The organism is Curtobacterium sp. C2H10, from assembly GCF_025407985.1.
Taxonomy (GTDB): domain Bacteria; phylum Actinomycetota; class Actinomycetes; order Actinomycetales; family Microbacteriaceae; genus Curtobacterium.
In genome coordinates this window covers 24,409-36,686 of sequence record NZ_JABXGF010000033.1, presented here as the reverse complement: position 1 = coordinate 36,686, position 12,278 = coordinate 24,409, and the positions used below count along the sequence as shown (strand labels likewise).

At 70.8% G+C, this 12,278-nt stretch carries 13 protein-coding genes; 7 read left to right on the top strand and 6 right to left on the bottom strand.

Annotation, left to right across the window (positions count from 1 at the left end; genetic code table 11):
* Positions 1-53: 53 nt before the first annotated feature.
* On the bottom strand, positions 54-734 hold the full coding sequence (locus HWD93_RS12715; protein ID WP_022906624.1) for a response regulator transcription factor: 681 nt from the start codon (positions 732-734) through the stop codon (positions 54-56).
* Complete coding sequence (locus HWD93_RS12710; RefSeq protein ID WP_070417801.1) at positions 731-1,897, bottom strand: cell wall metabolism sensor histidine kinase WalK; 1,167 nt, start codon at positions 1,895-1,897, stop codon at positions 731-733. The genes HWD93_RS12715 and HWD93_RS12710 overlap by 4 nt, the downstream gene beginning before the upstream one ends.
* Positions 1,898-2,043: 146 nt before the next feature.
* Between HWD93_RS12710 and phoU the strand changes: the two genes are divergently transcribed.
* Complete coding sequence (gene phoU / locus HWD93_RS12705; RefSeq protein ID WP_070417800.1) at positions 2,044-2,715, top strand: phosphate signaling complex protein PhoU; 672 nt, start codon at positions 2,044-2,046, stop codon at positions 2,713-2,715.
* Positions 2,716-2,764: 49 nt separating this feature from the next.
* Positions 2,765-3,313: an ATP-binding protein gene (locus tag HWD93_RS12700; protein ID WP_261647000.1), complete on the top strand. Its 549-nt coding sequence runs from the start codon at positions 2,765-2,767 to the stop codon at positions 3,311-3,313.
* Positions 3,314-3,379: 66 nt separating this feature from the next.
* On the opposite strand, the gene HWD93_RS12695 is transcribed toward HWD93_RS12700, so the two are convergent.
* Complete coding sequence (locus HWD93_RS12695) at positions 3,380-4,126, bottom strand: phosphoglyceromutase (RefSeq protein WP_070417798.1); 747 nt, start codon at positions 4,124-4,126, stop codon at positions 3,380-3,382.
* A 56-nt stretch (positions 4,127-4,182) separates the two neighbouring features.
* Between HWD93_RS12695 and HWD93_RS12690 the strand changes: the two genes are divergently transcribed.
* Positions 4,183-4,956 (top strand): class I SAM-dependent methyltransferase, encoded by a 774-nt coding sequence (locus tag HWD93_RS12690; protein ID WP_261646999.1) that lies wholly within the window; start codon positions 4,183-4,185, stop codon positions 4,954-4,956.
* Positions 4,957-5,061: 105 nt separating this feature from the next.
* Here the strand turns inward: HWD93_RS12690 and HWD93_RS12685 are convergent, their stop codons facing one another.
* The 3 genes from HWD93_RS12685 to HWD93_RS12675 all read right to left on the bottom strand — a co-directional run bounded on the left by HWD93_RS12685 (position 5,062) and on the right by HWD93_RS12675 (position 7,194).
* Entirely contained in the window at positions 5,062-6,147 is a 1,086-nt protein-coding gene (locus HWD93_RS12685; RefSeq protein WP_261646998.1) for a folate-binding protein YgfZ, read from the bottom strand.
* The gene (locus HWD93_RS12680; protein ID WP_071295875.1) at positions 6,147-6,749 is read right to left on the bottom strand and encodes an FABP family protein; all 603 of its coding nucleotides are present in this window, start codon (positions 6,747-6,749) and stop codon (positions 6,147-6,149) included. Before HWD93_RS12680 ends, HWD93_RS12685 begins: the two co-directional genes overlap by 1 nt.
* Positions 6,750-6,912: 163 nt before the next feature.
* On the bottom strand, positions 6,913-7,194 hold the full coding sequence (locus HWD93_RS12675; protein WP_083403399.1) for a hypothetical protein: 282 nt from the start codon (positions 7,192-7,194) through the stop codon (positions 6,913-6,915).
* 127 nt (positions 7,195-7,321) lie between these two features.
* Here HWD93_RS12675 and HWD93_RS12670 point away from each other — a divergent pair, with 127 nt between their 5' ends.
* The 4 genes from HWD93_RS12670 to HWD93_RS19525 all read left to right on the top strand — a co-directional run bounded on the left by HWD93_RS12670 (position 7,322) and on the right by HWD93_RS19525 (position 12,023).
* On the top strand, positions 7,322-8,005 hold the full coding sequence (locus HWD93_RS12670) for a response regulator transcription factor (protein ID WP_261646997.1): 684 nt from the start codon (positions 7,322-7,324) through the stop codon (positions 8,003-8,005).
* Positions 8,005-8,823: a mycothiol synthase gene (mshD, locus tag HWD93_RS12665; protein WP_261646996.1), complete on the top strand. Its 819-nt coding sequence runs from the start codon at positions 8,005-8,007 to the stop codon at positions 8,821-8,823. Before HWD93_RS12670 ends, mshD begins: the two co-directional genes overlap by 1 nt.
* A 90-nt stretch (positions 8,824-8,913) precedes the next feature.
* The gene (locus HWD93_RS12660; RefSeq protein WP_261646995.1) at positions 8,914-11,079 is read left to right on the top strand and encodes an RNA degradosome polyphosphate kinase; all 2,166 of its coding nucleotides are present in this window, start codon (positions 8,914-8,916) and stop codon (positions 11,077-11,079) included.
* Positions 11,076-12,023, top strand: a complete 948-nt coding sequence (locus HWD93_RS19525; RefSeq protein ID WP_070417792.1) for an NUDIX hydrolase — start codon at positions 11,076-11,078, stop codon at positions 12,021-12,023. Before HWD93_RS12660 ends, HWD93_RS19525 begins: the two co-directional genes overlap by 4 nt.
* Positions 12,024-12,278 lie beyond the last annotated feature (255 nt).

Genomic DNA, 12,278 nt, shown 5'->3' with positions numbered 1-12,278 from the left:
GTGCCGGTCCCAGGGACCGGCACCGCGCCTCCTGTGCGTCAGCCGACCTCGCGTCAGCCCTCGATGCGGTAGCCGAGCCCGCGGACGGTCACCAGGATCTCCGGCGCGCTCGGCACGCGCTCGATCTTCGAGCGGATGCGCTTGATGTGCACGTCCAGGGTCTTCGTGTCGCCGAAGTAGTCGGATCCCCACACCCGGTCGATGAGCTGCCCCCGGGTGAGCACGCGCCCGGCGTTGCGGAGCAGCAGCTCGAGGAGCTCGAACTCCTTGAGCGGCATCGGCGTCTCCGAGCCGTCAACCGCCACGGTGTGCCGCTCGACGTCCATCCGGATGCCACCGACCTGCAGGATCCCGCTGTCCGCGGGGTCGTCCTCGGTCCGGCGACGCAGGACCGCACGGATGCGGGCGAGGAGCTCGCGGGTCGAGTACGGCTTCGTCACGTAGTCGTCCGCGCCGAGCTCCAGCCCGACGACGATGTCCACCTCGGAGTCCTTCGCGGTGAGCATGATGATCGGGATGTTCGAGCGGGTCCGGATCTGTCGGCAGACCTCGGTGCCGGAGAGTCCCGGCAGCATCAGGTCGAGCAGCACCAGGTCGGGGTTCTCCGCGTCGAACTTCGACAGCGCGGTCACGCCGTCCGCAGCGACGGAGGTGTCGTACCCCTCGCGCTGCAGCAGGAACTCCAGGGGCTCGCTCAGGGCCGGCTCGTCGTCGACGATGAGGATCTTGGTCACGATGGCTGCTCTTCCAGTTGCTCTTCGAGTGCTGTGGTCAGTTCGGGGTCCGCCTCGGGCAGGCGGATGGTGAAGGTCGAGCCCTTGCCGGGCTGCGACCAGACGCGCACGTCCCCGCCGTGGTTGCCGACGACGTGCTTCACGATGGCGAGGCCGAGGCCGGTGCCGCCCGTGGCACGCGACCGGGCGGGGTCGACGCGGTAGAACCGCTCGAACACCCGGTCGAGGTCGGCCTCGGGGATGCCGACGCCCTGGTCGGTCACCGCGATCTCGACGAAGCCCTTCGCGGACCGGACGCCCACGCCGACGCGGGTGTTGTCCGGGGAGTACTTGACCGCGTTGGCGATGAGGTTCGACACGGCGATCTGCAGCAGGGCGGGGTCGCCCATCACCCGGAGCTTCGACTTCTTCGCCCGCACGAGTTCGATGTCCCGGGCGCGGGCGACGATCTCGTTCGCGTCGACGGCGGCCTGCACGATTCGGTCGATCGACGTCTCCTCACTGTTCTCCAGCGTGTCGACGGACTGCAGCCGCGAGAGTTCGATGATGTCCTTCGTCAGGGCGGCCAGCCGCTCCGACTCGGTGACGAGCTGCGCGGCGAACTTCCGCACGTGCTGGGGTTCGTCCGCGGCGGCGACGAGGGTCTCGGAGAGCAGGCCGATCGCGCCGATCGGGGTCTTCAGCTCGTGCGAGATGTTCGCGACGAAGTCCCGCCGGACCTCGTCGATGCGCCGGGTCTCGGTCAGGTCGTCGGCCGTGACGAGCACGTACCGGTTGCCGAGCTGCGCGGCGCGGAAGCTCAGGTAGCCGATCTGGTCGCTGCCCCGGCCGCGGGGCAGCTCGAGGTCCTCGGCACCCATCTCCCCGCTCTTGCGCACGCGGTCGACGAGGTCGACGAGCTCGCGGTGCACGAGCTTCCGCCGCACCACCAGTCCGACTGTCAGTGCCTGCGGCGAGGCGGCGACGACCGTGTTCGAGGGGTCGACCACCACGGCCGGGTTGTGCATCGTGGCGATGACCGCGGCGACGCCGTCGGGCAGGGTGCGTTCCGCCACGTCGGCAGCACGAGCCGTGCGCTCGGCGGTGATGATCAGCACCACGACGCCTGCTCCGAACACCCCGCCGAGGAGCATCGACAGTGGCACGAGCCACGCGTTGTCCATGCCGTCAGTGTAGGGATGGTCATGCGGGGTTCCGGTACCGTTCACCGTCTGCGGAAGGCCGGATCGCGAAGCGTTCAACCGCACGTCACCGTTCGTTCACCTGATGTGACGACACTCGACCGGTACGCAGAGAGAGGTACTCCCCCATGCGCGAAGTCTTCCAGCAGGAACTCCAGGACGTCCAGGAGCGACTGACCGAGATCGCCGGGCTCGTCGAGTCCGCCATCACCCGAGCCACGCAGTCGTTCAGCGAGTCCGACGTGTCCCTCGCCGAGGAGGTGATCGCCGACGACGTCAAGATCGACGAGGCGGCGAACAGCCTCGACGAGATCGCGATCGACATCCTCGCGCGTCAGGCCCCCGTCGCCCGTGACCTCCGCGTCGTGGTCACCGCCCTGCGCGTCAGCTCGTCGCTCGAGCGCATGGGCGACATGGCCGAGCACATCGCCCAGCTCACCCGGCAGCGCTTCCCCGAGAAGGTCGTGCCGAAGGGCCTCCGCGGCACCTTCAAGAAGATGGGCCAGCTCGACGTCGCGATGGCGCAGAAGCTCACGCGGCTGCTCGCCACCGAGGACATCGCCCTCGCCGGGGAGATCCGCGACGAGGACGACGCCATCGACGAGCTGCACGCGAGCGTGTTCGACTTCGTGCTCGGCGAGACCTGGAAGGGTGCGCCGATCGACACGGTCGACGCGACCCTGGCGTCGCGCTACCACGAGCGCTTCGCGGACCACGCGGTCTCGATCGCCAAGAAGGTCGAGTACCTGGCGACGGGTGACTGGGCCGGCGCGTCCTCGGTGACGGTGTCGCCCGCCTGACCCGACGCTGCGTTCCGTTCGGCTCGCTGGGTTCTGACAGGATCGAGGCATGGCCCAGGTCGCGATCATCGTCAACGGCATGCCCGGTTCCGGCAAGAGCACCATCGGTGCCGCCCTCGCCGAGGTGCTCGGCTGCCCGTTCCTGTCGAAGGACCGGATCAAGGAGCCCCTCGCCGACCTTGTCGGCCCGATGATCGCGTCGCGTCCGCTCGGCGGCATCGCGATGGACACCATGTGGTCGATGGCGCAGGCCGTCGAGAACGGGGTCGTCCTCGACGCCGTCTGGCTGCCGTCGCGGGACCGCGGACTCCTGGAGGCGCGGCTCGCCTCCGCCGGGTCGCCGCGCGCTGTCGAGGTGTGGTGCGACACGGACCGGGCAACCGCCGAGGAGCGGCTGCGCGACCGGTACGACCCGGGCACCGTGCCGGTGCGCCACGAGGTGCACGGGGACCTGGCCGACGTGCTCGCGTTCTGGGACGAGCACGCCGACGCCGCGCAGCCGGTCGGCCTGCCGGGCGTCCCGGTGGTCCGCGTCGACACGACGAAGCCGTACGACGTCGGCGCACTGGTGCAGGAGATCGCCTCCCACTTCGTGTGAACGCGCAGAACGCGCAGAACGCCCCGCCCGGTCAGTCCGGGCGGGGCGTTCGTGTGTGCAGTGCTGCTACTTCTTGGCGCCCTGCGCGGCCACGGCGGCGGCTCCGGCAGCGGCGGCCTCGGGGTCGAGGTAGTACGCCGGCTTCGTCGGACGGAAGTCGTCGTCGAGCTCGTACACCAGCGGGATGCCGGTCGGGATGTTCAGGCCGGCGATGTCCTCGTCGGAGATGCCGTCGAGGTGCTTCACGAGCGCCCGGAGCGAGTTGCCGTGCGCCGTCACGAGGACGGTCTTGCCCGCACCGAGGTCCTTCGTGATGTCGGACTCCCAGTAGGGCAGCAGGCGGTCGATCACGAGCTTGAGCGACTCGGTGCGGGGCAGCTGGTCGCCGAGGTCGGCGTAGCGGCGGTCCCCGAACTGCGACCACTCGGCGTCGTCGGCGATGGGGGGCGGCGGCACGTCGAACGACCGGCGCCACTCCATGAACTGCTGCTCGCCGTACTGCTCGAGCGTCTGGGCCTTGTCCTTGCCCTGCAGGTCGCCGTAGTGGCGCTCGTTGAGGCGCCAGTCGCGCTTCACCGGCAGCCACGCCAGGTCGGCCTGGAGCAGCGCGATGTCGGCCGTCTGGATCGCACGGGTGAGGAGCGAGGTGTACAGGACGTCGGGGACGATGCCGGACTCGGCGATGAGGTCGCCGGCGCGCTTCGCCTCCTTCTCGCCCAGCTCGCTGAGCCGGACGTCGACCCAACCGGTGAACAGGTTCTTCTGGTTCCAGTCACTGTTGCCGTGACGGAGCAGGACGAGCGTGGAGGTCATGCCCCGAGTCTACCGAGCGCCGTGCAGCCGGTCCCCGGACCCGTACCCTGGTCGGCATGCCCATCGGGAACGTGACGCGCGGGACGACCGGGTACAACCGGCTCCGCCGCGTCGACCGGTGGATCGCCACGCTGCCGGTCCTCCGCCGGAGCGCCGACCCGCTCGTCGCCGACGTCGGGTACGGGGCCTCGCCGACGACGACGCTCGAACTCCGGGACCGCCTGGCCGCCGTCCGCCCCGACCTCGAGGTCACCGGCATCGAGATCGAGCCGGCCCGGGTGGCCCTCGCGAACGCCGGCACGCGGGACGGGGTGACGTTCCGGCTCGGCGGGTTCGAGACACCGACACCGGGGAACCGCCGGCCCGCCGTGATCCGCGCCTTCAACGTCCTGCGGCAGTACGACGAGTCCGCGGTGGTGGAGTCCTGGCGGATCATGCAGGACCGCCTGCAACCGGGCGGCGCGCTCGTCGAGGGGACCTGCAACGAGGTCGGGCGGGTGGCCTCGTGGGTGACGCTCGACGACGTCGCACCACGCACCTTCACGGTGTCGCTCCGGTTGGCCGGGCTCGACGTCCCCTCGGTCGTGGCCGAACGGCTGCCGAAGGCCCTCATCCACCGGAACGTTCCCGGCGAGCGGGTGCACGCGTTCCTCGGCGACCTCGACCTGGCGTGGGCGGTCGCGGCGCCGCTCGGCACGTACGGCCCACGGCAGCGGTGGATCGCGACGGTCCGGGGCATGCGGGACCGGGGCTGGCCGGTGCTGCACGGGGTGACGCGGTGGCGGCTCGGCGAGCTCAGCGTCCCGTGGGCCGCGGTGGCCCCGGCCTGACCGGCGCCGCGGGACTCCGAGACTCGGCCGGGCGGACAGTTTCGTGGCCCTGATGGCGCGAACGTGTCCGCGGAGCCGAGACTCGGGGCCGGGCGCCGGCGCGGGCTAGGAGCGGCGGACGGCGCCGAGGCGGGGCAGGCGCGGGACGTCGGCGGTGGCGCCGGCCCCTGGCGGCACGATGACCTCTTGCGTCGCCGACACGACCACGTCGTCGGCGCTGAGCGTCAGCGTGGCGGCGGGGTCGAGGGAACGCTTCACGACCGCGAGGCCGATCGGCCCGAGCTCGTGGTGGATGCCCGACGCCGTCAGCCGCCCGACCTCCTTCTCGCCGGACACGACCGGCGTCCCCGGAGCCGGCAGCACGCCGTCCGACCCGTCGAGGTGCAGCATGACGACCCGGCGCGGCGGGTGTCCGAGGTTGTGGACCTTTGCGACGGTCTCCTGCCCCCGGTAGCAGCCCTTCGACAGGTGCACGGCGGAGCGGAGCCAGTCGAGCTCGTGCGGGATCGTGCGCTCGTCGACGTCGGACAGCGAGGGTCGCCAGGCGGCGATGCGCAGGGCCTCGTACGCGAGGAGTCCCGCGACGGGTTCGTCCGACGCGGCGATCGCGCCCGCGGTGCCGGGGGGGACCACGGCGATGCGGAGGGTCCAGTCGGAGGCGGGGTGCGCCTCCTGGTCGGCGTAGCCCCACCCGCCGGGCGTGACGGACGCCCACGGGTCGACCCACTCGGCGACCGGGGTCTCGGGCAGGTCGGTCGACGCGAACGGTGCGGACTCGCCGAACCAGCCGATCGTCGCGAAGTCCGCCGAACGGTCGGCGACCTCGACGCGCAACATGAACCGCATCGAGTCGAGCCAGGCAGCGAGCGGTGCCGCGTCGGCGGGCTCGGTCAAAAGCCACGCCACCGACCCGTCGTCGACGACGCGCGCCGCGTGCTCGACGCGACCGGACTGGTCGAGCACGAGCGTCTCGGTGCTCACGCCGGCGGCGAGGCCGGTGAGCAGCTGCGAGGTGATCGAGTTGAGCCACGACAGCCGGTCCGGGCCGGTGACGGTGACGACACCGAGGCCGAGCTCGACGACGGCACGACCGCGGGCGAGCAGACGCTGCTCGCCGAGCGGGTTGCCGAAGTGGGCGGCGGGGCCGGAGTCCGTCGCCACGAAGCCGGCGCGGCCGGCGAACGCGGACATCAGTCGACCTTCGCGAGCTGCCCCGAGGCGTGCGAGGTCAGCTCCTTGCCGAGTGCGGCGATGTCCCACGCCCAGAAGAGCTTGCCCTCGACCAGGCCGTAGAGCCGGGTGGCCGCGGAGTAGTCCTTGGCGTTCGGCGAGCGCATCACGGCGTCGGTCGCGAGGTCGATGCGGCCCTTGCGGACCCGCCCGACGTAGAGCTCGTTGACGCCGGTCGGGTGGATGATCGCCGCTTCGACGTCGAAGCCGTCCGTGGTGTTCCGCAGCGCCTCGACGCTCTCGACGGTGCCGAACGGCGTCGGCCCCTCGCCGAGGAGCATCGCCGGGCCGCGGTCACCGGGCTCGGACGGACGGTCGATCCGCCAGTAGCCCATCTCGGCCGCGAGCGGGGTGTGCTCGTCGTCGAGCAGCCACGTCGTGGAGGAGTAGTTGAGGTAGGGCAGACCGTCGTGGCTGAAGCTCACACGCTGGCCGAACTCGTACTTCCGGGGTTCGTCCTCGTCACCGACGGGGTACTCGACCACGCCGGTGCCCTCCCAGACGCCGACGAGCCACGACAGCGGGACGAGTTCGGGCGCGAGGCCCTCCGGCAGTTCGATCAACGCTGACCCTTGAACAGCTTCACGACGACGGTCACCGAGACGAACGCGATCGCGAGCGACGCGAGGCCGAGCAGGCCCACGTAGAAGAGCTCGAGCGCAAGCAGCGAATCCATGGCTGGAGTCTACGCGTCACGCCTGACGACGCCAGGCGGACGGCGGTGCGTCAACGCACCAGCAGGACCACCGCGGTGACGAGCACGACGACGAACGCCCCGGACGACGCGATGCTGATCCGCTCGACCAGCCCGTCCTTCGTCGCGGTGATGAGCTGCAGCACGAAGCTGACCAGCACGCAGAGCACGAACACGAGGAGCAGCCACGCGAACGAGTCCTTGTCGGTGAGGGTGAGGACGAGCACGGCGCCGACGACCGCGAGCAGCCAGACCGGCAGCACGGACGTCAGCCGGAGGCGGCGCTGGTCGGTGGGCTGCACAGGCTCGGTCACGCGCCCCATCATGACAGGGCCGCGTGCCGAAGGTGCCCGGAACGCGTCCCCGACCGTCCGGCCGGGAGGGATGCTTCCCGAGCATCACTAGGATGTGTGCACGACTCCCCCACGCCCTGGAGGTCCTGTGGCCCAGCTCCTGGTACTCACCTCAGCCGCGCCCGGCGACGTCCTGCCGAGCCTCGGACTGCTGAGCCACCGGATCCGCCACGTCCCCGCCGAGGCCGCACAGCTGGTCAACGCCCCGCAGAGCGACCTCATGTTCGTGGACGCCCGGACGGACCTGGCGAGCGCCAAGGCCCTGTGCAAGATCCTCGCGACGAGCGGCTCGACGACGCCGATCATCCTGGTCGTCACCGAGGGCGGTCTGACCGCGGTCAACAGCGAGTGGAACGTCGATGACGTCGTGCTCGAGACCGCCGGCCCGGCCGAGGTCGACGCCCGCATCCGTCTCTCGGCCGGTCGCGCGTCGAAGAACCAGACCGGGTCGAAGATCCAGGCCTCCGGTGTCGTCATCGACGAGGCCAGCTACTCGGCGAAGGTCCGCGGTCGGCCGCTCGACCTCACCTTCAAGGAGTTCGAGCTCCTCCGCTTCTTCGCCACGCACCCGTCGCGGGTCTTCACCCGCGAGCAGCTCCTCAGCGAGGTGTGGGGCTACGACTACTTCGGCGGCACCCGCACGGTCGACGTGCACGTGCGGCGCCTCCGCGCGAAGCTCGGCGACCTCGAGTCCCTCATCGGCACGGTCCGCAACGTCGGGTACCGCTTCAACGTCTACGACGACGAGGCCGACCGGCTCGCGGGTCAGTAGTGGTCGACCTGTCGCGCTTCGTCGTCCCGGGCGAAGCACCGCCGTTCTCCGACCAGACCCTGGTCGACGTGCGCGCCGGCCGCGCGACCGTGCTCGGCGACGAGCGCGGGGTCGCCGTGGTCCGTGACGGCGAGCTGGAACTCGTGGTCGCCCAGGAGGCGCGGGGCCACGGTCTCGGCACCGCCCTCGCCCGGCAGGCGCTCGCCCCGGGCGGTGGGGCCGCTCCCGTGGACGGGCCGGCCCCTCGGCTCGCGTGGGCGCACGGGGACCACCCCGCTGCCCGAGCACTCGCGGCCCACTTCGGCTGGACGGCGGTCCGCACGCTCCTGCAGCTCCGCGCCCCGATCGCGTCCGTCGCCCCCGGCCCCGCGGCGCCGGCCGGCTGGTCCCTGTCGTCGTTCCGGACGGGCGACCCCGCCGACGAGGCCGACTGGCTGGCGCTCAACGCCGCCGCGTTCGCGCACCACCCGGAACAGGGCCGGATGACGCTCGACGACCTGCGCGCCCGTGAGGCCGACGACTGGTTCTCCGGCGACGACCTGCTCCTGCTCCGCGACGACTCCGGGGACCTCGCCGGGTCGTGCTGGCTCAAGGTCGAGGGCGACACCGGCGAGTTCTACGCCGTGGCCGTCCGACCCGACCTGCAGGGCCGGGGACTCGGCGGCGTCCTGATGCGCGCGGGGACGGCACGCCTGACCGGCCGGGGCCTCTCCGCCGCGGCGCTCTACGTCGAGGGCGACAACGCCCCGGCGCTGGCCCTGTACCGCCGATCCGGGTTCGAGCAGCACGCGATCGACGTCCAGTACGCGGCCGGCTGACGCTCCTCCACACGGCGTCGTTCACCGCCCGTTTCCACAGCGTCCACGTGCGGCCCTCCTGGCGCAGGGGGCGGGTGGCAGGATGTGGGCATGGACACCGAACCGCAGCTCGACGGCGACTCCGTCGCACCGGACCTCGACGACTTCGACGAGGTCGTCGAGATCGAGCACGAGTCGCTGCCCACCGACCGCTACTTCGACCGTGAACTCAGCTGGCTCCGGTTCAACCAGCGCGTGCTCGAACTCGGCGAGGACCGCACGCAGCCGCTCCTCGAACGGGCGAACTTCCTGGCGATCTTCGCGTCCAACCTCGACGAGTTCTTCATGGTCCGGGTCGCCGGCCTGAAGCGCCGCATCGACACCGGCATCGCCGTGCCGACCAACGTCGGTCGCGCACCGAGCGACGTGCTGCGCGACATCGCGACGAAGGCGCACGAGCTGCAGGACCGCCACGCGCAGACGTTCATCGGGTCGCTCAAGCCGGACCTCGACGCCGCTGGAATCCACATCGAGCACTGGTCCGACCTCGACGAGGCCGACCGGCTCCGGATGCGCGAATACTTCAACGAGCAGATCTTCCCGGTGCTCATGCCGCTCGCGGTCGACCCGGCGCACCCCTTCCCGTACATCTCCGGGTTGTCGCTCAACCTCGCGGTGCGCGTGCGCAACCCGAAGTCGCAGCGGCAGGAGTTCGCGCGCCTCAAGGTCCCGCAGAACTTCTCGCGGTTCATCAAGCTGCCGGACGACGACTCCGGGCTGCTCCGCTTCATCCCGCTCGAAGACCTCATCGCGAACCACCTCGACGACCTCTTCCCGGGGATGGAGGTCCTCGAGCACCACGTGTTCCGGGTCACCCGCAACGAGGACGTCGAGATCGAGGAGGACGAGGCCGAGAACCTCATCCAGGCCCTCGAGCGCGAGCTGCTCCGTCGTCGGTTCGGGCCGCCCATCCGTCTCGAGATCACCGAGGACATGGACCCGGTGACGCTCGATCTGCTCGTGCGCGAACTCGACATCACCGAGCAGGAGGTGTTCCGCCTGCCGTCGCCGCTCGACCTCGGCGGCCTGTTCGAGATCGCCAAGATCGGCCGCCCGGACCTGCACTACCCGAAGCACGTGCCGACGACCCCGGTGCAGTTCCAGCCGGGCGAACCGAACACGAAGCCGGACCTCTTCCGCGCGATCGCGGCGAAGGACGTCCTCGTGCACCACCCGTACGAGTCCTTCGCGACCAGTGTGCAGGCGTTCCTCGAGCAGGCCGCGGCCGACCCGAACGTGCTCGCGATCAAGCAGACGCTCTACCGCACCTCGGGCGACAGCCCCATCGTCGAGGCGCTCATCGACGCCGCGGCCGCGGGCAAGCAGGTGCTCGCACTCGTCGAGATCAAGGCGCGCTTCGACGAGCAGAACAACATCACGTGGGCCCGCAAGCTCGAGAAGGCCGGCGTGCACGTGGTCTACGGCCTGGTCGGGCTGAAGACGCACTCGAAGCTCGTGCTCGTCATCCGGCAGGAGGGCGGGACGCTCAAGCACTACAGCCACATCGGGACGGGCAACTACAACCCGAAGACCTCGCGCATCTACGAGGACATGGGGCTCTTCACGTCGGACGACACCGTAGGCAAGGACCTCACGCGCCTGTTCAACGAGCTGTCGGGCTACGCGATCGAGAAGAAGTTCAAGCGCCTGCTCGTCGCGCCGCTGCACCTGCGGAAGGGCCTGCTCAAGCGCATCACGACCGAGGCGGACAACGCCCGCGCCGGCAAGCCCTCGGGGATCCGCATCAAGGTCAACTCGATGGTGGACGAGCAGATCATCGACGCGCTGTACCTGGCGAGCCAGGCCGGTGTGCCGATCGATGTGTGGGTCCGCGGCATCTGCTCGCTCAAGCCTGGCATGGAAGGCGTCAGCGACACCATCCGGGTGCGCAGCGTCGTCGGCCGGTACCTCGAGCACTCGCGGGCGTTCGCGTTCCACAACGACGGCGACCCGGCCGTGTTCATCGGCTCGGCGGACATGATGCACCGCAACCTCGACCGCCGCGTCGAGGCGCTCGTCCGGCTGTCCGACCCCGGACACGTGAACGAGGTCCACGAGATGTTCGACCTCGCCATGGCGGACACGACGAGCTCGTGGCACCTCGAGTCGGACGGCGAGTGGACGCGCCACTCGACGGACGAGGACGGCCGACCGCTCGATGACGTGCAGAATGTCCTCATGCGGAAGATCTCGGCGCGGAAGCGCTCCACTCGGTGAGCGGCGGCTCCTCAGGGCCGGTCGTCGCTGCAGGTGCCGTCGTCTGGCGTGAACAGGACGGCGTCCCGCTCGTGCTGCTCATCCACCGCGACCACCACAAGGACGTCTCGTTCCCGAAGGGCAAGGTCGACCCGGGCGAGAGCGTCCCGACGACCGCCGTGCGCGAGATCGACGAGGAGACCGGCTACCGCGTGCACCTCGGCGCTCCGCTGGGCACGGCCGAGTACGTCCTGCCGAGCGGCCGCGACAAGGTGGTGCACTACTGGTCCGCCCGCGTCCCCGCGAAGGAGTACGAGCGCGCCGGCAAGTTCCGCCCGAACGACGAGGTCGCCTCGGTCGAGTGGGTCACGCTCGACGACGCCCGGCACCGACTGACGTACGAGCGCGACGTCGCGATCCTCGACCGGTTCGCCGACCGCGTCGCCGCCGGGGAACACCGCACCTTCGCCCTCATCGCCCTCCGGCACGCCAAGACGGTCCCCGGCTCGGAGTGGAACGGACCTGACGCCACCCGTCCGCTCCTGCCCGTCGGCCGGTCGCAGGCGAAGTCGGTCGCGTCACCGGTGGCCGCCTTCGGTCCGAAGAAGATCGTCAGCAGCACCGCCGCCCGGTGCCTCGCGACGGTCGAACCGCTCTCCGACCGGACGCACCTCGGGGTCTCGAGCACGCCGGACATCAGCCAGGACGCCCACGACCGGGGTGCCGCCGACGTCAAGGGCGTCGTGCAGAAGCGCCTCGACAAGGCGAAGACGACGGTCCTGTGCTCGCACGGGCCCGTGCTGCCGGACATCATCGCCCGCATCGCGACCGCGACGGCCGACGAGTCCGGACGGTTCGACCTCCGCCGTGCCGCGATGCTATCGGTCGGCGACTTCTCGGTGCTGCACATCGCCGGCGGCAGGCTCGTGGCCGTCGAGACGCACCGCAACCCCGTCTCGGCGTAGGCCGAGCGCCCGGGCCGAGCCGCGCCTCCAGGCCCCTGCGGTGTGCATGCACACGCATGCGCCCGCGCACGGCGCGGCGTTCCCGATCCTGCACCCGCGCGCGCTCCGACGCACGGCGCCCCGTCCAGGACAACCCCTCGTTCACCTCCCGTTCACCAGGGCGGGTGATCCCCGTCACCTCGCGTCCCTACAGTCGCTCCCGGGTCAGCACCGGCCCACGGGACCAGCAGCGGTCCCACCTGCACTGACATTCCC

Coding starts and splice junctions, on each gene's coding strand:
- HWD93_RS12700 (WP_261647000.1), top strand. CDS start 2,765: ATGGCCCAGGTCGCGATCATCGTCAACGGCATGCCCGGTTCCGGCAAG.
- HWD93_RS12695 (WP_070417798.1), bottom strand. CDS start 4,126: ATGACCTCCACGCTCGTCCTGCTCCGTCACGGCAACAGTGACTGGAAC.
- HWD93_RS12685 (WP_261646998.1), bottom strand. CDS start 6,147: ATGTCCGCGTTCGCCGGCCGCGCCGGCTTCGTGGCGACGGACTCCGGC.
- HWD93_RS12660 (WP_261646995.1), top strand. CDS start 8,914: ATGGACACCGAACCGCAGCTCGACGGCGACTCCGTCGCACCGGACCTC.
- HWD93_RS12690 (WP_261646999.1), top strand. CDS start 4,183: ATGCCCATCGGGAACGTGACGCGCGGGACGACCGGGTACAACCGGCTC.
- phoU (WP_070417800.1), top strand. CDS start 2,044: ATGCGCGAAGTCTTCCAGCAGGAACTCCAGGACGTCCAGGAGCGACTG.
- HWD93_RS12710 (WP_070417801.1), bottom strand. CDS start 1,897: ATGGACAACGCGTGGCTCGTGCCACTGTCGATGCTCCTCGGCGGGGTG.